The sequence below is a fragment of the Pseudoalteromonas sp. J010 genome (assembly GCF_003934235.1).
GTDB classification, from domain to species: domain Bacteria; phylum Pseudomonadota; class Gammaproteobacteria; order Enterobacterales; family Alteromonadaceae; genus Pseudoalteromonas; species Pseudoalteromonas peptidolytica.
Map to the genome: position 1 here is coordinate 47,452 of NZ_RDBW01000021.1, position 21,473 is coordinate 68,924.

Here is a 21,473-nt window from a genome sequence, read left to right on the forward strand (position 1 = left end):
AGGGCAGATCTGCCTTTTTTATACTGATTTATATCTATCCATCGGATCAGATGGTGTTTTTCATAATGTAATTTTCAAGGCTTTTGTGCTTTGAATCATGTGCGAGGTTAGCATGAGAAAACTTTTTCTAATGTTGGTGCTATGGGTAATGAGTGCTGTGGCATACGGTAAATCCCATATTGAACTAGAAGTATTTAAATCCCCAACTTGTGGCTGTTGTGAGCTTTGGCTCAACCATCTCACCGCTCAAGGTATTTCGCATCAGGCGACAGATCTAAATTATTTAGGCTCGCTTAAAAACAAATTTGGTATCAAACAAAATTATCAGTCTTGCCATACTGGTGTTTCTAAAGATGGCTTTGTATTTGAGGGTCATGTACCTGCCAAGTTTATCAAGCGCTTTCTACAAGATGAAACGCTAACACAAGACAGCAATAACATTGGGTTAAGTGTACCAGCAATGCCAATTGGCTCTGTGGGCATGGAAATGGGAGAGCGATTTATGCCATTCCAAGTGTTGTTACTAAAAAAAGATGGCAGCTATGAGGTTTTTGCTGAAGTGAGTCGATATGAGGAACAGTTCTAATGAAAGTAATCATCTGTGTCCTATTTGCGCCTATTGTGTTTTCTGCTTCGTTGCGAGCAAATACAATGACACTGGAAAATGCAATAAAAGTAGCGATACAACACGATCCTTGGCTTAAATCTAGTAATCATCGACGTTCTGCGATGTTGTCCATGAGTCGTGAGGCGCTAAGCTATCCAGATCCACAAGTAAGCGTCGCTACAATGAACTTACCAGTCGATAGCTGGGAGTTTAACCAAGAGGGCATGACCCAACTTAAAGTGGGTGTCATGCAAATGCTCCCTCGTGGAGATAGTCTTGAAATCAAAAGTACGCAATTAAAACTTAATGCGAATAAGCAGCCGATATTACAATTAGACCGACAAGCTCAGGTACGTCGTGATGTCTCTCTTCTTTGGTTGGATATGGTACAGGCAAAGAAAACGTTATCGTTAATTGAACGCGATAGCGTGCTTTTCGAACAGATGGTTGAAATCGCAAACGCGAGTTACGCTAATGCGGTTGGGCCGACTCGTCAACAAGATGTCATCAGAGCACAGCTCGAGGTTATGCAGCTCGACGATAAACGTTCAGCGGCTTTTCAACAACTTAATACCGCCAAAGCAAAACTTGAGCAATGGTTACTAGATGATTCTCTGTACAATAAAACATCACTCCCAATTTCTATTGAAGACCATATTACGTTACCTAAAATCTCCTTTTTGGCACCTCAGTTTTTGCGTGAAGGTCGTGGTGACAGCCAAACGCTTGTGCAGTATTTAGCACGACACCCACAAGTCGTTGCTGCTGATGTCACGACTCATCAAGCAGAGCAAGGTATCAAATTAGCTGAACAAGCTTATAAACCGCAGTTTGCTTTGAACGCAAGTTATGCCTTTCGTGATGATGCGCCAAATCAAATGTCACGCTCTGACTTTTTTAGCGTGGGTGTCTCGTTTGATCTGCCACTCTTCACTGATAGTAAACAAGATCAAGCAAAGGCCGCAGCTATTGCGGAGTTTGAAGCGACTAAGACCGATCGCTTGATAGTGTTAAAGCAACTATTTGCGAATTTGAACGGTGAAATTCAGTCAATTCAACGTTTGCAGCAGCGCCGCTCCCTTTACGAAAAGGCGATTGTGGCACAAAGTGCAGAGCAAGCAGAAGCCGCGTTGACAGCGTATACAAATGACGATGGTGACTTTGCTGAAGTAGTGAGAGCGCGTATTGCCAAATTGAACGCGCAATTATCGGCGCTTGCTATAGATATTGCCTTGCTCAAGGCGGTAGTACGCAGTAATTACTATTTGACCCAAGTTGCCAAGGAGACCACACATGAACAGTAACGTTAAGCTAATACTAGTTGGGGTAGTTACTCTAACATTGGGCATGTTTGTTGGTTTGACTCTATCTACAAATGGCGAGCAAGAGATTGCAACGAATGAAGCGCAGGCCCCACTTTACTGGGTTGCTCCCATGGATCCCAATTATCGCCGTGATAAGCCAGGTAAATCTCCAATGGGCATGGATTTGATCCCTGTATATGAAGAGGAGAGCTCTAATGCTGCCTTTGGTGAGGGGGTTGTGGAGATTGCCCCCCATGTTGAAAATAATATGGGGGTTCGCAAAGCTCTGGTAAGTCGGCAGATGATGTCTTATCAAGTTCAGACAGTGGGTTATATCCAATACAATGAAGATAGCTTGGTGCACATCCATCCCCGAGTTGAAGGCTGGGTTGAAAAGCTTTATGTGAAAGCCGCGGGAGAGGCAGTAAAACAAGGTGAGCCACTTTACACACTATATTCTCCTCAGCTTGTGAATGCACAAGAGGAGTATCTGATCGCACGTAAACGCAATAATAAAGCACTTGTCAGTGCAGCACAGGAGCGTCTTAAGGCGTTACATTTAAGTGAGGAATTTATCAGTACACTAAAACGCACAGGCGAAGTACATCAAAGCATTACTTTTTATGCTCGCCAGTCCGGGGTACTCGACGGTCTACAGATCCGAGAGGGGTTTTATGTAAAGCCAGGTACAACACTCATGAGTATTGCCAAACTAGACGAGATTTGGGTTGAAGCTGACGTATTTGAACGTGATGCAATGCTGGTCGCTCAGGGACAAGCAGTTTCCATGAGATTGGACTTTTTACCCGGCAGAACGTGGCGAGGGCAAGTTGATTATGTCTACCCCTCACTCAATGAAACAACACGAACACTCAGAGTCAGACTCAGATTTGACAATAGTGATGCGTTATTAAAGCCAAATATGTTTGCGCAAGTAACGATTCATGCAGATTCTCGTGATCAGGTATTACAAGTGCCAAGTGAAGCGGTGATCCGTACAGCCAAACAAAACCGTGTTGTCGTTGAAGTTGCACCCGGTAGCTTTAAATCAGTTGCTGTTGAACTAGGGCAAGTCAGTGGTGAAAACATTGAAATCCTCAATGGTCTTAACGAAGGAGACACAATCGTTACGTCAGCCCATTTTTTGATTGATTCTCAATCTAGTATTACCTCTGACTTTATGCGTATGGCGCCAGTTGCCGAGGCTAAGTCTGTTTGGATTGAAGGAGAAATTCAACACGTGGACTATCAACGCCGCGTGGTGAATATCGATCATCAACCTGTACCTGAGTGGGAATGGCCCGAAATGGTGATGGATTTTACAGTGGCTGAGAGTGTTGATATTGACGCACTAAATGCAGGACAGGTTTTGCACTTCGAAGCGACAAAACAAGACAATGGCAGTGTATTACTCACCGGTATTCATATTATGTCCGACAGCAGCGAGGATATTGATACGCTACCTAGTGCAACTGTCGGTGGTGTGATCAATGCCATTGATATTGATACCCGAGTGTTGAATATTTCTCGCGACGCCATCAAAAAGTGGAACCGCCCAGCTACGACGATGGATTTTATGGCCGCTCATCATCTTGATTTAAGTCAACTGAAACAAGGGATGGCAATTAGCTTCACCTTTGAAGTAGGTGACGAATTTGTGGTTACTGACATTAAAGCTGCTGATGAGATGTCAGTAAATACACATACAGATCACTAGGAGCGCGTATTATGATCCAAGCTATCATACGTTGGTCGGTGTATAACCGCTTTTTTGTGGTATTGCTGACCTTAATGACTGTTGGTATTGGGCTATTTACCTTAAAAAATACGCCAGTTGACGCGATCCCAGATCTGTCAGATGTTCAAGTCATTGTAAAAACCCCCTATCCTGGGCAAGCACCACAAGTTGTACAAGACCAGGTAACGTTTCCACTCACCACGGCAATGCTCTCCGTGCCTGGTGCAAAAACGGTAAGGGGCTATTCTTTTTTTGGTGACTCCTATGTGTACGTTATTTTTGATGACAAAACAGACCTTTATTGGGCACGTAGTCGCGTACTTGAGTATCTAAGTCAAGTTGCACCGCAATTACCTGAAGCAGCAAAGCCGCAACTGGGGCCTGATGCTACGGGTGTGGGCTGGGTGTATCTGTATGCGTTAGTAGATAAAACCGGTAAGCACGATATTAGTCAGCTACGCAGCTTGCAAGATTGGTTTTTAAAATTTGAGCTGCAATCGGTTGCTGGTGTATCTGAAGTTGCGCCAATTGGCGGTATGGTTAAACAGTATCAAGTACAGGTTGACCCCAATAAACTGCGTGCTTATGGCATTCCCCTAACCCATATTCAGCAGGCTTTACAGCGTGGAAACCAAGAGTCAGGGGCATCTGTTATTGAAATGGCTGAAGCTGAATACATGGTAACCAGCACAGGATATATTCAAAGTGTTAAAGATATTGAAGCAATACCACTAGGGCAAGCCGTTAAGGGGACTCCACTAACGATTGCGGATGTTGCGTCGGTCAATATTGGGCCACAAATGCGCCGTGGTATAGCGGAGCTTAACGGCGAGGGAGAAGTTGTTGGTGCAGTGGTGGTGATGCGCTTTGGTGAAAACGCGCAAAATACCATAGAGGGTGTTAAACAAAAGCTGGCCGAGTTGCAAAAGAGCTTACCGGAAGGTGTTGAAGTGGTGACCGTTTATGACCGCTCTGAGCTTATCAGCAAAGCCATTGATAACCTGTGGTCCAAGTTGCTCGAAGAGCTAATGGTGGTGGCGTTAGTCTGCGTTGTATTCTTATTCCACATTCGCTCCTCTATTGTTGCGGTGGTCACTCTACCACTGGGGATATTGGTTGCTTTTATCGTGATGTACTTTCAAGGGGTGAATGCCAACATTATGTCCCTTGGTGGCATAGCCATAGCGATTGGGGCTATGACAGATGGTGCAATCGTGATGATTGAAAACATGCACAAGCATATGGAGAAAACGCCGCTCAACGATGAAAACCGCTGGGAAATTGTCGCTAAGTCAGCCTCAGAAGTAGGGCCTGCACTATTTTTTAGTTTGTTGATTATTACAGTGAGCTTTTTACCTGTGTTTATTTTAGAGGCGCAAGAAGGACGTATGTTTGCCCCACTTGCGTATACTAAAACGTATGCGATGGCCGCTTCGGCGGGGCTCGCTATTACCCTTATTCCAGTTTTAATGGGCTACTTTATTCGCGGCAAAGTTGTTCCTGAACACAAAAACCCCGTAAATCGCGTTTTGGTTGGCGCATATACGCCATTGTTGAGGCAAGTTTTACGTTTTCCGAAGCTTACACTTATCGCTGCTACCGCAATTACCATAGTGGGATTCTATCCGATGGATAAAATCGGGAGTGAGTTTATCCCGCCACTGGATGAAGGGGATCTGATGTATATGCCAACCACTTATCCAAGTATTTCCATTGGCAAAGCGAGAGAAATTCTACAGCAAACGGATAAGCTGATTGCGACTGTGCCAGAGGTCAAAAATGTCTTTGGTAAGATTGGCCGTGCGGAAACGGCCACCGACCCTGCACCATTGACTATGATTGAAACCTTTATTCAATTAAAACCCAAAGACCAGTGGCGTGAGGGGATGACCACTGAAAAGCTAAAAGCTGAACTTGATAAACTCGTACAATTCCCTGGATTGACCAATGCTTGGGTAATGCCAATTAAAACCCGTATTGATATGCTCGCAACGGGAATAAAAACGCCAGTGGGCATAAAAGTAGCCGGTCCAGATTTAGATACCATTCAGCGTATTGGTCAGGACATTGAGCGCATACTGAACAAAGTAGAAGGCACTGCCTCTGTCTATTCAGAGCGGGTAGCTGGCGGACGTTACATTAAAATTGATATTCAGCGTGATAAAGCCGCGCGATTTGGGTTAAACATTGCTGATGTGCAACAAGTCGTCGCAACTGCCATTGGCGGGATGGATGTAACGCAAACTGTGGAGGGACAAGAGCGTTATCCGGTGAGTTTACGCTACCCTCAAGACTTACGAAACTCTCCTGAAGCGCTAAAGCAGCTCCCGATTGTGACGGCTGAAGGACTGAATATTGCCCTAGGTGACGTTGCGACCATTTATATTGAAAATGGCCCTCCCGGTATCAAAAGTGAAAACGCGAGAATAAACGGATGGACATTTATTGACTTAGATGGGGTAGATATTGGTAGTTACGTGGACACGGCTAAGCAAGTGCTGAATGAACAGCTGGAGCTGCCAGCAGGCTACTCCATCAGCTGGGCAGGGCAATACGAATATATGGAACGTGCGAAAGCAAAATTAGCCTATGTGGTGCCACTTACACTTGGGATCATCGTTGTTCTACTCTATGTAAACTTTAGAAGGTTGAGTGAAGTGGCGATTATCATGGCAACGTTACCAATGGCCATGATAGGTGGGCTGTGGTTACTATACCTAGAGGGGTTTAACTTTTCTGTCGCGGTTGGGGTCGGTTTTATTGCACTGGCAGGTGTCGCGGTTGAAATAGGGGTAATAATGCTGGTGTATCTCAATCAAGCTATAAGTGAGCTGAAAGAAAAACAACAGATTATGACTCCTGAGGCTATAAATAACGCCATTTTAGAAGGGGCGGGTAAGCGCATTCGCCCGGTTATGATGACAGTGGCGACCATTATCATTGGACTATTACCTATCCTTTACGGCTCAGGTACAGGCTCTGAAGTAATGAGTCGCATTGCTGCGCCTATGGTTGGTGGTATGGCTAGTGCACTTTTGCTCACTTTGATTGTGTTACCAGCAGTTTATATGCTGATGATCCGCTGGAGAGAGAAAGTGGCTGGCTAATCGGTAGCGGAAAAAGCTTGCCTTAAGTGCGCTAATATGAGGGGGTTGAACGGCAAACTTTTAGCTACAAGAGCCGGTAACTGTGGTTAAGAGGCTAAAATCTTAACCACATTTCCTTGGCGCACTTATTGCTTTATAAATGTGTCAATTACCAAGGAGTGTATATGTATATTCAAAATTCAGCGTATTCGCCAGTGTATAGTTCGCGTAAACAAATTGGTGATGCGAGTAACAACACCATAGAAGGTCAAGGATTTGCCAACCCCGTGGCAAAAAGTTCAGAAACAAACTCTTTTATGGCAGCTGCAAAAGCGGTTCAAGAAAAAGCGTCGAACAATCCGCAATCGATTTATCTTGTCAAGCATTTTGAGCAAGCTGAAAAAATAGCCCATGAGTCCTTAGTCAGCTCAAGCCATAAAGTCGGCAGTCGTGAATATAACATTGAGATGTATCGCGAAATGATGACGAACATTGTGGAAATGCCAATAGAAGTAGAGATTGCACCAGAGGAAATGAATCAAGCTCTGTTATTCAACCATTTAGGGTTAGATTTTAAAGAGTATAAAACTATTTCTGTGCGCTCTGAGCTGTTTTCTATGCTTGAGCAAAAAGTGGATCAGGACAGTACACTACTCAAGTCAGATAAAGCGAAGTTAACAGCTATTATTGCAGATATGCAAGACCGACTGGAAGCCGCGCAAGCAGCGCTGCTTGAAGGCGAAGATGTTGCTGAGCGCCTGCGAGACAGTAAAAAAGCTATCTATGACTCTTATGAGCAGCTTAAACTGGGTAAGGTAAGTCAGCGAGACTTACTTGCGGCTTTATAAGTCAATCTGAGTTAGCTTATTATTTTTAAATCTCAGGCTGAATTAGCATGTGGCTTGCTGAGTCACGCTATCAGACCTGGGTGCCTCAAAGTGTGTTTAATCACAATGATCCGAAGCTCAGTTAACTACCTTTATCCATCGTTTTTTATTGCCATGAGATGATCTCTAAATGTAACTTCCATTGGCGTGGCCTTGCATCCTCAAGTACAATGAGCGTTTTCGATTGCAACACACCGGAACCTTCCAATGGAAATCAAAGTAAATTACCTCGATAATCTCAGAATTGATGCCAAGTTTGACGACTTTTCTGTCATTGCAGATCAGCCCATTCGTTATAAAGGCGATGGTTCAGCACCAAGCCCATTCGACTATTTTTTAGCGTCTTCAGCGCTTTGTGCAGCTTACTTTGTGAAAGTGTATTGTAATGCTCGCGATATTCCGACCGATGGTATTCGCGTAGCGCAAAATAACATTGTTGATCCAGAAAACCGCTATAACCAAATTTTTAAAATTCAGGTTGAGTTACCGGAAAGTATTTCTGAAAAAGACCGCCAAGGTATTTTGCGCTCAATCGACCGCTGTACCGTGAAAAAAGTGATTCAAACTGGGCCGGAATTTCAAGTAGAAGCAGTTGAGAGTCTAGAGGATGACGCTCAAGCAATGCTGATGGTTGATACCAGTGAAAGCGATAGTACTTTTATTTTGGGTAAAGATCTGCCGCTTGAACAAACGATTGCAAACATGACCAAGATCCTGTCTGACTTGGGTATGAAGATTGAGGTTGCATCATGGCGTAATATCGTGCCACACGTCTGGTCACTGCATATTCGTGATGCTGCTTCGCCAATGTGTTTCACTAATGGTAAAGGGGCAACCAAAGAGAGTGCACTTTGCTCAGCACTTGGCGAGTTTATTGAACGTTTAAACTGCAACTTCTTTTATAACGACCAATTCTTTGGTGAAGAAATTGCCAATGCTGAATTTGTTCATTATCCGAACGAGAAATGGTTTACACCAGGTGCTGATGATGCGCTGCCTAACGAAATCTTAGATGATTACACCCGCGAAATTTACGACCCAGAAGGTGAATTACGTGGCTCACACCTTGTTGATACAAACTCAGGTAATATAGCGCGCGGCATTTGTTCTATTCCTTATACCCGCCATTCAGATGGTGAAACGGTATATTTCCCATCAAACCTAATCGAGAACTTATTCCTAAGTAATGGGATGAGTGCTGGTAATAATCTGTTTGAAGCCAAAGTGCAGTGTTTATCTGAGATCTTTGAACGTGCGGTGAAAAAGCAAATCATCGAACAAGAAATTGTGTTGCCTGATGTGCCAGAGTCTGTACTTGCTAAATATCCAGGTATTGTTGAAGGGATCAAAGGACTTGAGGATCAAGGGTTCCCTGTTGTGGTTAAAGATGCGTCTCTTGGCGGTCAATTCCCTGTAATGTGTGTCACGCTAATGAATCCAAAAACAGGCGGCGTGTTTGCTTCTTTTGGGGCGCATCCAAGTTTTGAAGTAGCGCTTGAGCGAAGCTTAACCGAGCTGTTACAAGGGCGTAGCTTTGAAGGCTTAAACGATGTACCAAAACCTACGTTTAACAGCATGGCAGTATCTGAGCCGGAGAACTTTGTTGAGCACTTTATCGATTCAACGGGCGTGATCTCATGGCGCTTCTTTAGTGCGAAGCACGACTACGACTTTGTTGAGTGGGATTTTACAGGCACTAATGAAGAGGAATGCGATAAGTTATTTGGCATTCTAGAGGCGTTAGGTAAAGAAGCTTATATTGCGGAGTTCACAGATTTAGGCGTTGCTTGCCGTATTTTAGTCCCGGGATTCTCTGAAGTATATCCAGCGGAAGATCTGATCTGGGATAATACCAATAAAGCACTGCAATATCGCGAAGATATTCTTAACATTCATTCACTAGATGACGAAGCATTAGCGAACTTGGTTGAGCGCTTAGAAGACAGCCAGCTTGATAATTATATCGACATTATTACCCTTATCGGCGTTGAGTTTGACGAAAATACGGTGTGGGGTCAGCTTACTATTCTAGAGCTTAAGATTTTGATTTATCTAGCGCTTGGTGATATCGAAGCGGCTATTGAACTGGTGGAAACCTTCTTGCAGTTTAACGACAACACCGTTGAGCGTGGCTTATTCTACCAAGCAATGCATGCCACACTCGAAATTGCATTGGATGACGAGTTAGAAATGGAAGATTACATTCATAACTTTACTCGTATGTTTGGTAAAGAGGTGATGGATGCAGTTATTGGCTCAATTAATGGCGATGTGAAATTTTATGGCTTAACGCCAACTAACATGAAGTTAGAAGGGTTAGACAAGCATCTGCGTCTTATTGAGAGTTACAAGAAGCTTCATACAGCAAGAGGAAAGTTAGCACAGCGCTAATCTTTACTTTTTGAAGTAAAAGCAAGATAGCATGACTGCTATCTTGCTTTATAGTTTGACGGACTGTTGAGCATTATACGGTTGAAGCCACAAGTGTTCATTGCAGCTCACCCCAAACCTCAGGGCTCCTCTTTGATACAGTTTTGCTCTTTAAACTGTGCCTTTGCATCATGATATATGAAAGAGAAGTCTGCTGTACGTGGTGTAAATATCGGTTTGCCGGTACTCTTATCACAGTCGGTAGCGATCCCGCCTGCTGCATGACAATTCATACAAGAGGAGCTTTTATAATAAAGCGCTTCTTGTTTACCTAATGGCTGATTTCCTAGTTGTAAAAATGTCTCAATCACCTCATTAGTTAGATAAACAGGGTGGGGCAATCCACCTGAATAATTGGTGAGCTTGGTTTCAATTGTGTCACTTGGTTGGCCATTAATATCAGTCATTGGCTTACTGCTGTTATTAGTTGAATACTGCGTACCAATTAGTTTGTAATATTGCAGAACAGCGTTTTCTTGTTTGAATAGCTTAGAAATATGCCGATTCACTTTTTCAACAACCGGTGATATTTGTTCCAATCGAACCACTTGAGTAGGCTTAGTGCCTCCTACTGGGTGATTGATTGCGCATGTTGGACATTGCTTATCAAAAAAGGTTGGAGAGTTGCCCCAAACATTATCCTGATGTGAAAAGGTTGCGTAAATCCAATTACTAGATGTGCCGGTTTTCTGCATTATGTGAAATCCAACTACGCCAACTTCTTGTTCTTCGACTTTAAATGAGCCTGTTTCACCACTTTGTATTTGGTGGTAGCGTTTTACGGGCAGTGTTGCGCGAATGTACTTACTCGGATCATCAGACTCATTGAGTATTTTCCACGCTACCTTTATCTCGATAGCAAGGCCTGGCGGCTTAGGGTCAAAATTGGTCAGGTCTTGTGGCAAGTTACAAGTGGGTAATGAGGAACCACTGGAACACGCTAAAAAGCCAATCGTATTCATGTTGATGCACATGCTACTCGCGCTCTGGCTTTTGCATGCCCAACTATAAGTTGGGTTATTCGCAAATTCAATTTGGCCATATATGCTATATAGTTTATTTTTGGTAATAAAATTGAATATATAGGGACTAACAAACTTCTGATAATATACAGGGTTGTTTTTTTGGTCAGTTAAAATTGCCTGTTTTTTCGGTGTATTTTTGGGCGCAACTTGCTCCACTGCAGATAAAGGCTGCATCATGGCGAAGTTTTTGGATATTTCCCAGTTTTTTGGAGGCGCTGCATCTGCTGTGAAAATAGTCTCGGTTTCACGCCAGTTTATCCAAAGTGGAAGCGGGCAATTGGCGCCTGAATCGGCTTCACACACTTTTAGATTATTTTGCGTGAGCTTATAGTTTTCGTCCAATTGCCTATTTAGCGCAGTAAAGCTCAGCCATGAAAATAGCGCGTATCGGTGATCCAAATAGTCAAGCTTCTGCGATTCATCAGGTTTTACGGGTTTTAACTCTTCACACGACTTCACTAATTTATTGTATGCGTCAAGTGGGTAGGGTTTTAGCTGAGTCAAGTCGTTTGGAAAAGGAAATGGCTCTGTTAATGTGCATTCATCTTTGACTAGCCAATCTGGAAAAATGCTGTATTCAGTAGCAAAAGTACCAGTACTTACGAATAGTAAAGAGAGCTTCGCTATTACACTTTTCATGATTATTTCCTTTTTTTATAAGGTGAAGAATATAAATATGACTTGATATTAAATTCTGATGCTGATGTAAGGGTTATTTTTATATAGTAACCAGTTTGTACCTTCAGGTTGAGCCAAGGAGTTAAATTAGTGCTTAATTCTTTTTCTGTTATTTTTCTTAGCGAGCTCAAAAAGCTATCTTGTAGATAATTTTCGTCAAGGCTTGTTATCCAAGGTAATTCAATTTCAATCTTTTCTGACAGCTCCGTTGAATAGGAAAGCCCAACTTGTATTTCATCTGATACTTGAACAATAGTATTTAATAACTGTTCCAGCAGATATAAGTTTCCTTTCCAGTCTAGATCTTTGAGTAGACTGGGAAGTCTTAAGGTTTCTAATTTAAAAACGAATTTAGCTCTAAATTCCTTTCTGCCAAATGTAAAACTGAAGTGGTTTATCCTAGTGCATTCTAAACTAGGAAGTAACTCTTTTGTTTTATTTAAAAACTCAGGAGCTAAAATCTCAGATGCGTTAATTATAAATGAGCTTAATAGGCTAAAGTCAGAAAACTGACAATGTTGTGTACTTACACAAAATGTTGGGACTGTGCTATATCGACCCTCTTCATAGTCAAAGCTAAACCATATTAAATTTACTAGTTTATAAGCAGGGGAGTGCTTCCTATTACTTATAAAGTCATTTATTCTTAGGGCGTATTTATTTGGGGTTTTTTGATTTATATAGGATGAAACGCTATCTAAATTATGAGGAGAGCAGTAATAGCATACTAAAAAGTCAACAGGATCATCAAACTGATCAATTCTGTTTTCAAAGCATATAGCGTGTATATTTTCAGGGATTTCACTGACAATTGTCTGAAGCTCTTCTAATTCGGTATTATTGAGATGTTGAACCTCACTATCAAGTGCAATGCTGTAAAGCTCACTTTTACTATATTTCATGATGAATGCGGGTGAAATGCCAATTTAACTTAATTTTGGTTTTTTTTTGTGCATGATGTCAACAATATTAGAGATTGACTATTTAAAAAATAAATAACTCAACTTTTATTACTGACAGGGACTCACTTCAAAAAATACACGCTTGATTAAGATAAAAAATCACCCGCTGCTCCTATGTATTACCAAATTGTTTTGATAGTGTGTTGAATTTCAGGTCTTAGTTCTGCTGATAGTTGATCCCACAGATCATCTGTTAATCCAGTTTCTAAAGAAATTTCAGTAATAATGCGTTTTTGATCTGCTGTTAAATCAAACTCTGCCATCACTTCGGCCAAGTTATCGGTCGCTCGTTGCTTTAAAGCTTCATCGTTAGTTACATTATAGATGTAAGAGATTAAACCAGTTGGTAGTGTTGTATTATCACTCATGTTTTATTTCCTAATTTTCATAGTTTTGGAGATATAAGGTTTTAGTACTAGCCTTATCATTTAAGTATTCGTTATAAGCGTCATCTTTCATTGTGTTTTTATTAAATAGTAATACTTTATATAAAAAGTAATAATAAAAAGCACGATGTGAACGATATCCAGCAAAGCTTGATATTTTTTCTTCGAATTCTCGTAAGCTATCTATATTATCTAAATTAGCCAAGTAGTTGAGCATGTTATTATAACCCAACCAGCCAACATTATTAGAATTTTTTGCAAGGCTTACTCCTGTTGATGAGTAATTTTTTGCTTCATCTTGATATTTTTTAAAATTAGCTGAATCTTTTTGTATTGAAGCATGTATTAGTTTAAACCACGCCCATATCCCATTTGTTGCTGAGCTAATGTCATTTATATTAATATTTTTGGAAAGCTCAGCTAAATCGTTCATGGCGCTTTGTGCCAAGTCAACCTTACCAGTGAGCAACTGTGATAGCGCTTTAAAAGCAATACAAGTGAGTTCAGAACAAAAGCCGTAATTATCAGTTATGGCTTGAGAGCTATTATCGAAGAAGCCCTCTTTTGGTAACGTATCGACAAGCGCAATTACTTTGTCAAACTCTCCTAGCGAAAAGTAGGATTGCGATAAAAGCTCGAAGATCACTGGGTGTTGATGAGGTGGATATTCGTTTTTGTTTTCGTGCAGCTGTAATCCAATATTATGAGCTTTTAATATATCACCAGTAGCGTAGGCGTGTAGCCATTCACCTCTCATCGTAATGAAGCGCTCTTTAGGGTCTAAAATTGTGGCGAGTTCACTGATATTTTGAAGCACGTGCTTTTTAGCCAACGTGTCTAGCCAACCATTATATGCAACTCGTGATGAAGCAAGTGCATTTTTAATTTTATGGAGTAAAGGCTGGTTATCAATCAACCCATTTTGAAAAAAGTTTAATGCTTCTGCATAGTAAATACTGGCCTCTGCGACAGAGTAGATGGCAGCAGCACTTTTTGCTGATGTTAGTAATAATTCAACAGCTGCATTATGATCTCCCACCTTTGCTAAATGATGGGTTGTAAGTAGGGGCTGCTTTTGGCTCATTCCTGTATTGTTGAGTACTTCAATTATACTCATGTGATGTGCATATGACTCATGCTTACCCATACTTTCATAGGCAGCATCCCTTACCAAAGCATGTTTAAAAATGTAGCTATCGTTATCAACACGACGTTGATGCACGATAAGATCGTTAGCCATTAACTCATTTAAGTCGTTTTGAATTTGGCTTTCACTTAAGGATGATGTAGCAATAAGTAAATTGTATTCAAACTCTCGGCCGATGGTTGCCGCCAATTGCGCTGTCTCTTTGGCATGATGAAGGTTGTCGAGCTTTTGTTGCAGTGATTCTCTTAGGCTGGTTGGAACTTGCTCCAATTTATCAGGGGCCAAAAAGTCGATGACTCCGCCTTTATCTCCAACCAGTGCTTTTTGCTTTAGCATGTTGACCAGCTCTTCAATGAAAAGTGGGATCCCATCTGTACGGCTAGTGAGTACAGTAAGCACTTGTTCAGAGACTTGGCGACCGTCAAATAGATTAATGATAAAGTCCTCGGTCGCTTTGGCCGTTAGCTTTTTCAAACAAACATCGACTAAGGTTAAATCTTTTAACTGGCTAGGTACATCTTGGCGCGATGTACTCAGTAGTACATTGCCAGACGTTAATGCGCCCGCAAAATGATGTAAAAACTCTAAGGTTGTATTATCTGCCCAATGAATATCTTCAATAATATAGAGCTTAAACTTGCTTATCCCATGGCGGTTTGACAGCAATAATGCACATAACCCTTTAAATAACACTTGTTTTTGCTCATCAGGTGTGAGCGTTGAAGGCGCTATATCATCACCAAGAGAAATATTGAGCCAAACAAGCAGTACAGGAATGGCCTGAGTCAAATCAAGCTCACTGTCAATGCTTGATAACACATAGCTAAATACGGTATTTGCTGAATGGGCATCAAGCTGATCTGTATTAAATAGGTACCTAACTAAGTTAAGTATTGGGTATAAGGCATTGTTTTGATGTTCAGGCAAACATTGAGCAACCAAGTGTTGGTATTGTGGAGCATTAGCACGGATCTCTTGTAATAAACGAGATTTACCTATACCAGCTTCGCCATGAATATGCGCAATACGTGTTTCGCCCTCAACTTCTGTATTAATGAGTGACAGTGTTTGCTCAAGCTCAGCATGGCGACCAACTAGCTCATGGTTATTTTTAGTACCACGCATAAAGCCAAACGCTTCGACGCGACGTTCACCCTGTAAATTGTATACTGGAGTTAGTTCGAACAGTGGGCCAATTTGTAACTGGCCGTACAGGTTAAACTCTGAAAAAGCATCTAGGAGTGAGCGCGATTCTGCACTACATAAAATTTGGCGCTCGCCAGCTTCGCGAGAGAGTGCTGCGGCAATATTTGCATGATGGCCTTCAGGAACAGCGTTGGCATAAGTAATAAATACTCCGCTATGAATACCAATATGGGCATTGAGTGAGACTCTGTGCGCTTCTTGCATCAATGCATTTCGTTTGGCAAGCTCGCTTATCATTTCTAGCGCTGTGCGCGCAGACAAGCGTGCGTCATTATCACTGCTTACGGGGTAACCAAAATAAAAAAGGCAAGTATCGGCTAAGTTCCCAACATGGTAGGCACCGTAGCGGGTGGCAATATCGATAAAGTGATTACGTTGAGACTTATAAACTGTGTCAATCACATCGTAGTCTTTATCATGGTTGTCGAGCGCTTTAACACTTAAGCGCACCGCTAAAACCGTAAGCTGTTTACGCTCAGTAAGTGCCGTATACTCTTGAATTGCGCGATGATCTGGATCGTCATCGCGGATCATTATTGTTGTCTCATCGTAACCGTGTTGTGCCTTTACGTCGCTAAGCACACCGACTAGATTGGAAACGTTCATTCGAGCGAGCTCTGAAAACGCCTCGGTTGCTGTTATGACACGTTCTAGTGCACTTTTATGCAGTACTCTTCTTAACAAACCTGCCAGAGGATGACCGAGCAGGGCGCTTGGGATAGGAATATGTACGTCACTGAGTTGTTTATGGTAAATTGACGCAACACTGGTGCCGGTTACTGCTGGCACACCGGTCAAACATTCCAAAAAAACCAACCCCCACACATACAGATCTGACTTTGCTGATGCAGGCTCTCCCCTTAATTGCTCGGGCGCGCTATATGATGGTGTACCAAGAGTTTCTTGGGTGAGGGTAATCGTCTCAAAATCATGCTGGCGACTTTCTTGCGCTAGGGTACCAATACCAAAATCGAGTATTTTGGCATAGGTTTTTGCCCCTGATTGGCTCAACATAATATTTGTGGGCTTTATATCCCTGTGAATAATACCTTGTTGATGAGCATGGATAAGGGCGTCCAAAACCTGCAACATAATATCAGTGGTATAGACAGAATCAATAGCGCCATTTTGACTTAAATAGTCTCTTAATGTTTGCCCTTCAACATACTCAAAGACACCAAACATTAAATTTTCATTTAATTGTCCTTTATCTAATAATCGAACAATATTTGGATGATTAAGCTGACTACAAAGCAGAGTTTCACGATTAAATCGCTCGGCATATCGTTGTTTTTTTGTTACATCAAGTTGTGGCTCTAATGCCAAAAACTTAAGTGCCACGAATTGCCCTGTATTTAATTGACGAGCTTTAAAAACTTTGCCAAAACCACCTTCCCCAATCTTTTCAAGTAGTTGATACTTGTCAGACTGAAAGACATCGACAATATGGCTGTCCGAAAACTGAGTCAGAGACATACGATTACTAATTCTTATTCTATGTTAACGTAATAGGTTAATTGGAATGTAAATACTTGTCTAGTATGAGATTATCTATTATTTAAAAAAATTAAACAGGCTGATGTAATGGGTTATAAACTAGTTACTTCAAGTCCAAATACTGTAATCTTTTATTTATGAACTCTTTTTTATTAAATTTTGTCTGTTTTTTGTTCTCGTAATGTTGTGTAATTACAGAGTAATTGTGTTTTTTTGCCAAGCTGATATATTATTTTTTCTATAAATACAACAAAAGGATAGGCTCGTGGATCGTAGAGCGTTTTTGAATACTAGTTCGATGTTATTAGCCGCTTCAGTGCTACCATTTCCTGCGATGGCGACCGGAAATGAATTGATAGCAGCAAATGCTGACTCCACGAGATTATCGAGAGAGCAATTGCTGTCACTTGGTATTAGTGAACCGGTTAGAAAGATAAGTCCTCCAACAGGTGGAAGTGTTGACGTAACGATGAAAGCAAAGATTATTCGTCGCTACGACACTAGAGTGTTTGTATATTTCGAATTAAGCCGCTTTATTGATGTATTTGATATGTATGGGAACTTAGTCGCTCAAATTACAACTCCAGAAGGCGATGATATACCGATACATGATTTCGCAATTGATACGAGTAGCGGCAGTGTTTACTGGTTGAGACTTGGCGGCCATGAGGTTATCGTTACGGACTATAGCGGTAACGTGCTAAACACACTTGGCGAATTCGGCCATGATCAAACAGATAAACTTAATGGCCCAAGAAGTATTACGATAGATAGCCATCACAGGGTCTATGTGTTGGATTCAGACAATACACGTATAAAAGTGTTTGGAAACAATGGCATGTTCCTGAGAGACTATAGCTTAGGAAGATTTACAAAAGGTAGAAAGTTTACCAGTTTAGATGGTAATCAAAAAGTAGTGGTCAGCGGTGGTTTATCAGGTGAGCGCCTTTGGTATTTGGACTCAGAAGACCAAAGCTTACGTGCAATCCACTAATCGCTAACCCTGTCAAAGAGACCTTTAATACCAGCAATAATCGATGCAATATTAATGTTATAGCGGAGAAGCAAATTTGTAGATCCGCTATCAACGTTTTAATTAAACTAAACCTCCCCTACGTAACCAAGTCAAGCAAAGTTATTTTCGACAAAACTGTCCCACTCAGCCAAACCACATCCCCTGACTAAAGCGCAGAGGTAATACCAATTATCTTACTTAAGTGGTCTATTTTGAGGCGAGAAAATTTTGTCAATAACCCCGCTACCGCGCCCTGCTATCGCCAAGGAACCCACATCCGTGTAGGCAAGGCAAAAATTTTGCTATTTAGTTGTTCTAGATAAGAAGTTTTAACGCTGTTAGCGTCAGATTTACTCCTACAAATTGGGCAAGTATTAAGTCTAATTGGTATAAACACAAGCTTGAAGTCAAAATCTCTATGCTAATGCTGCTTGCGCCAGAATGCGCCTCCTTTACAAGATAATTATAAAACCAGTCAGCACGAGAGTGTACCCAGTAATATCAAAACTTTTTGCAATCTTTAATAGCACTATTGCCCCTTTATACTAGGCTAATAACTATTCGTTATTGAGGCGCATAATATAAAGACATCAGCTGGTTGCTTGTCACAAAAGCATGACTATCTAATTTCATTAAAGGAACTATTTTTAAGATGAGCGCGATTGAAACTGATTTTTGTAGGCTACCAATTGGTATCAACAGTGCTTCTATGTGTAATGAAGTTAGCCGATTGTTGACCAAAAGCTGGAATCCTCATGTTAATCGTAGAGATTACGTTGGAGATTGGGATGTATTACCGCTGCGATGTCAGTTGGAGCATACAAATGCGCATCCGATTTTGCAATGCTTTGCCATGGGGGGTGGTAGCGAATGGAAAAACCTACCATTAATGGACAGTTTGCCAACGATACGAAGCTTAATATGGAGTTTGCAATGTGACGTAAAGTCGGCGCGTCTAATGCGGTTAAAGCCTGGGGCATATATCAAGCCACACAGAGACAGAGGACTATGCTTGTGTAAGGGCGAAGTAAGGCTACACGTGCCGATATTGGCTAATGACGAGGTATTATTTTTAGTTAATGGCAAGGTCGTACCAATGGCTGTTGGTGAGCTTTGGTATATCAATGCCGACAAGACACACAGCGTAAAGAATAATGGTGGTAATGATCGTGTCAATTTGGTCATTGACTGTGTGGTAAATGAGTGGATCGCTGAACATATTAAAGGAGAGTCGATGACTCACTCAATATGAAGCGCTAGTAATGAGCACATTCAAAAGCAGGTGGCGTTAAAAAAGTCTCGGTGGGCTAACGTTCACCATTACAAAAGTAGACAAGTATTGCTGAAACGTGTTTGTACAAGCGCATTGTATGTTGATTTTGTAGGTGACTTGCTGTCATCGAATCTAATTTTTATCAATAAAGAAAGAGCCAACCAAGAATATGTTTTAGCTTGCTCTGAGAAAAGACGTCATTAGAGCCGTGTTAAATGAAACATCCCGCAAAGGGTATCTTTATGTTGATCAGAGATAAGAGGTAATTCAGTAACAGATCACCAGTTTTCGAGAGTAGGTGGTACTCAAGCTGGGATGCAACTATAGCCAGCAGGCTTTTGACTTTAATTAGGAGAAATAAATGAGTGATGAATATACTGGGCAGATTATGCCATGCGGCTTTCACTTTGCGCCGGTCGATTTTGCATTCTGTATGGGTGGGACCGTTCAAATAACACAATATACTGCCGTGTTCGCGTTACTCGGTACCTACTTTGGTGGTGATGGGAGAGTATCATTTGGTTTGCCTGATTTTAGAGGTAGATCGCCTTTGGGCTATGGTACATCTCCATATTATGGTCCATTTAATATGGGGCAGTTTGGTGGTGGAGATTCCTTCGTATTGACCGAGTCTAACCTACCACCACACCATCATGGAGTTAATCTTAATGTTACAGGAGCAGGAGACGCTACAACCACACAGGTGACTTTAAATGCGACTCAATTGGAAGGTGATTCAGCCACACCACAAGCGGGAGCGTATCTTGCAACAGCGCCAGATATCCCAGGCCCTGATGCACCGGAAAAAATTTACTACACAGGTGGTAATCCCTCTTCTACCGTAGCACTCGGAGGAATAGAAGTGACTCAGACTGGTTCTGCATCTGGACATGTTAGCGGTGAAACTGGAGTAACTGGCGCAGCTGTTGCGGTGAGAAGTCGTAGCCCTTACCAAGCGGTGAATTATGTAATTTGTATGGAAGGCATTTTTCCACAAAGGAATTAAGAGCTGACGTAGCTGCTATGTCGGATGTGATGGTTAGCTCATTTAGCTGTTTACTAGGTGAGCTGACCCAAACTCAACTGCGCTTAAAGTAACACCTGTAGATGTGTTTAGCATTACGGAATTTTATGGCCATTGCGTATGAGCAAGGTATGTTTTACCTGCTCTATAAGCCACCCGGTTTATTTTAGATAACGACTCTTCTTTATTATCCATATCAATTTTCTAAAATCGGTAATGCTTAGGCTTGCTTGCATGTAAAATAAAAGGTGACTACATTTTATATAGAATAATTCAATTATAAAAATATCGCTATTTTGTTTCTATATTGGTTGCAATTAATGGCTAAATTCGAACTCAAGGGCTGTATAGGGACTGTTTTATGACACAGCAATTTCATTTTATCTCTGGCTTGCCGCGCTCAGGTTCCACTCTGCTAGCGGGTATTTTAAGACAAAACCCAGCTTTTCATGCCGGCATGTCTAGCCCCGTAGCTGTGTTGATAAACACATGTCTTGAGCAAATAGGTGCAGGTAGTGAGTTTGGTTCATTTTTTGATGAGAAAAAGCGCAAATCTTTAGTTACTGCTATATTTAAATCGTACTACGAAGCGCAACAAAATAAGTCCGTGATTTTCGATACGAATAGGTTGTGGACGGCAAGACTTCATCAGCAAGTTGAGTTGCATCAAAATCTTAAAGTTATTTGTTTAGTCAGGAACCCTGCTTGGATAATGGACAGCTTTGAGCGAATTTATCGTAAAAACCCATTCGACTATAGCCGGATGTTTTCTCCTGCCTCTCGCACAACAGTCTATACTCGCTGTGAGTCATTAGTGCAATCAGCTGGCGCTGTTGGCTCTGCCTGGACGGCTTTGAAAGAAGCATATTATGGCGAGTTCTCGGATAGGTTGTTGATTATAGATTACGACATTTTTACTCAGTATCCGCATAAAACGTTGGCGTTACTCTATGAGTTTTTGCAACTCGACGGTTTTCAACATGATTTTGACAATGTGGAATACAGCGAAAATGAATTTGATATTCAATTGGGTGTGAAAGATCTGCACACCGTGAAAAGAAAAGTTGAATATAAAGCACGTAATACCATTTTACCGCCCGATCTGTTTGCAAAATATAGCGAAATGCAATTTTGGCAAGACCCGTTGGGAACAAGCGCCAGTATTATTTCTCCAAAGTAAAACTGAACTTAAGCTACCTTGTGATATA

14 protein-coding genes are annotated in these 21,473 nt (G+C 41.6%); 10 read left to right on the forward strand and 4 right to left on the reverse strand.

The features are described from left to right. Positions 1–112 precede the first annotated feature (112 nt). The 6 genes from EAG18_RS12985 to EAG18_RS13010 all read left to right on the forward strand — a co-directional run bounded on the left by EAG18_RS12985 (position 113) and on the right by EAG18_RS13010 (position 10,013). The gene (locus EAG18_RS12985) at positions 113–586 is read left to right on the forward strand and encodes a DUF411 domain-containing protein (RefSeq protein WP_125252807.1); all 474 of its coding nucleotides are present in this window, start codon (positions 113–115) and stop codon (positions 584–586) included. Beyond that, positions 586–1,911 (forward strand): TolC family protein, encoded by a 1,326-nt coding sequence (locus tag EAG18_RS12990; protein ID WP_125252808.1) that lies wholly within the window; start codon positions 586–588, stop codon positions 1,909–1,911. The genes EAG18_RS12985 and EAG18_RS12990 overlap by 1 nt, the downstream gene beginning before the upstream one ends. Then, positions 1,901–3,628, forward strand: coding sequence for an efflux RND transporter periplasmic adaptor subunit (locus tag EAG18_RS12995; protein WP_125252809.1), 1,728 nt, complete (start codon positions 1,901–1,903; stop codon positions 3,626–3,628). The genes EAG18_RS12990 and EAG18_RS12995 overlap by 11 nt, the downstream gene beginning before the upstream one ends. Before the next feature lie 11 nt (positions 3,629–3,639). Continuing rightward, entirely contained in the window at positions 3,640–6,756 is a 3,117-nt protein-coding gene (locus tag EAG18_RS13000) for an efflux RND transporter permease subunit (protein WP_125252810.1), read from the forward strand. A gap of 164 nt (positions 6,757–6,920) precedes the next feature. After that, positions 6,921–7,583 (forward strand): hypothetical protein, encoded by a 663-nt coding sequence (locus EAG18_RS13005; RefSeq protein ID WP_125252811.1) that lies wholly within the window; start codon positions 6,921–6,923, stop codon positions 7,581–7,583. A gap of 246 nt (positions 7,584–7,829) precedes the next feature. Next, complete coding sequence (locus EAG18_RS13010; protein ID WP_125252812.1) at positions 7,830–10,013, forward strand: OsmC domain/YcaO domain-containing protein; 2,184 nt, start codon at positions 7,830–7,832, stop codon at positions 10,011–10,013. A 119-nt stretch (positions 10,014–10,132) separates the two neighbouring features. On the opposite strand, the gene EAG18_RS13015 is transcribed toward EAG18_RS13010, so the two are convergent. The 4 genes from EAG18_RS13015 to EAG18_RS13030 all read right to left on the reverse strand — a co-directional run bounded on the left by EAG18_RS13015 (position 10,133) and on the right by EAG18_RS13030 (position 16,932). Then, the gene (locus tag EAG18_RS13015; protein WP_125252813.1) at positions 10,133–11,716 is read right to left on the reverse strand and encodes a hypothetical protein; all 1,584 of its coding nucleotides are present in this window, start codon (positions 11,714–11,716) and stop codon (positions 10,133–10,135) included. A 2-nt stretch (positions 11,717–11,718) separates the two neighbouring features. Continuing rightward, on the reverse strand, positions 11,719–12,657 hold the full coding sequence (locus EAG18_RS13020) for a hypothetical protein (RefSeq protein WP_125252814.1): 939 nt from the start codon (positions 12,655–12,657) through the stop codon (positions 11,719–11,721). 179 nt (positions 12,658–12,836) lie between these two features. Further along, positions 12,837–13,085 carry a hypothetical protein gene (locus EAG18_RS13025; protein ID WP_125252815.1) on the reverse strand — a complete coding sequence of 83 codons (249 nt, stop codon included), beginning with the start codon at positions 13,083–13,085 and terminating at the stop codon, positions 12,837–12,839. A 10-nt stretch (positions 13,086–13,095) separates the two neighbouring features. Then, positions 13,096–16,932 carry a TOMM system kinase/cyclase fusion protein gene (locus tag EAG18_RS13030; RefSeq protein ID WP_125252816.1) on the reverse strand — a complete coding sequence of 1,279 codons (3,837 nt, stop codon included), beginning with the start codon at positions 16,930–16,932 and terminating at the stop codon, positions 13,096–13,098. 286 nt (positions 16,933–17,218) lie between these two features. Here EAG18_RS13030 and EAG18_RS13035 point away from each other — a divergent pair, with 286 nt between their 5' ends. From EAG18_RS13035 to EAG18_RS13050, 4 genes are all read left to right on the forward strand, one after another. Beyond that, complete coding sequence (locus EAG18_RS13035) at positions 17,219–17,947, forward strand: hypothetical protein (protein ID WP_125252817.1); 729 nt, start codon at positions 17,219–17,221, stop codon at positions 17,945–17,947. 673 nt (positions 17,948–18,620) lie between these two features. Beyond that, on the forward strand, positions 18,621–19,220 hold the full coding sequence (locus tag EAG18_RS13040; protein ID WP_125252818.1) for an aspartyl/asparaginyl beta-hydroxylase domain-containing protein: 600 nt from the start codon (positions 18,621–18,623) through the stop codon (positions 19,218–19,220). 382 nt (positions 19,221–19,602) lie between these two features. Continuing rightward, positions 19,603–20,247, forward strand: coding sequence for a tail fiber protein (locus EAG18_RS13045; RefSeq protein WP_125252819.1), 645 nt, complete (start codon positions 19,603–19,605; stop codon positions 20,245–20,247). Between the two features lie 379 nt (positions 20,248–20,626). Beyond that, complete coding sequence (locus EAG18_RS13050) at positions 20,627–21,445, forward strand: sulfotransferase (protein WP_125252820.1); 819 nt, start codon at positions 20,627–20,629, stop codon at positions 21,443–21,445. The last annotated feature ends 28 nt before the right edge of the window (positions 21,446–21,473 follow it).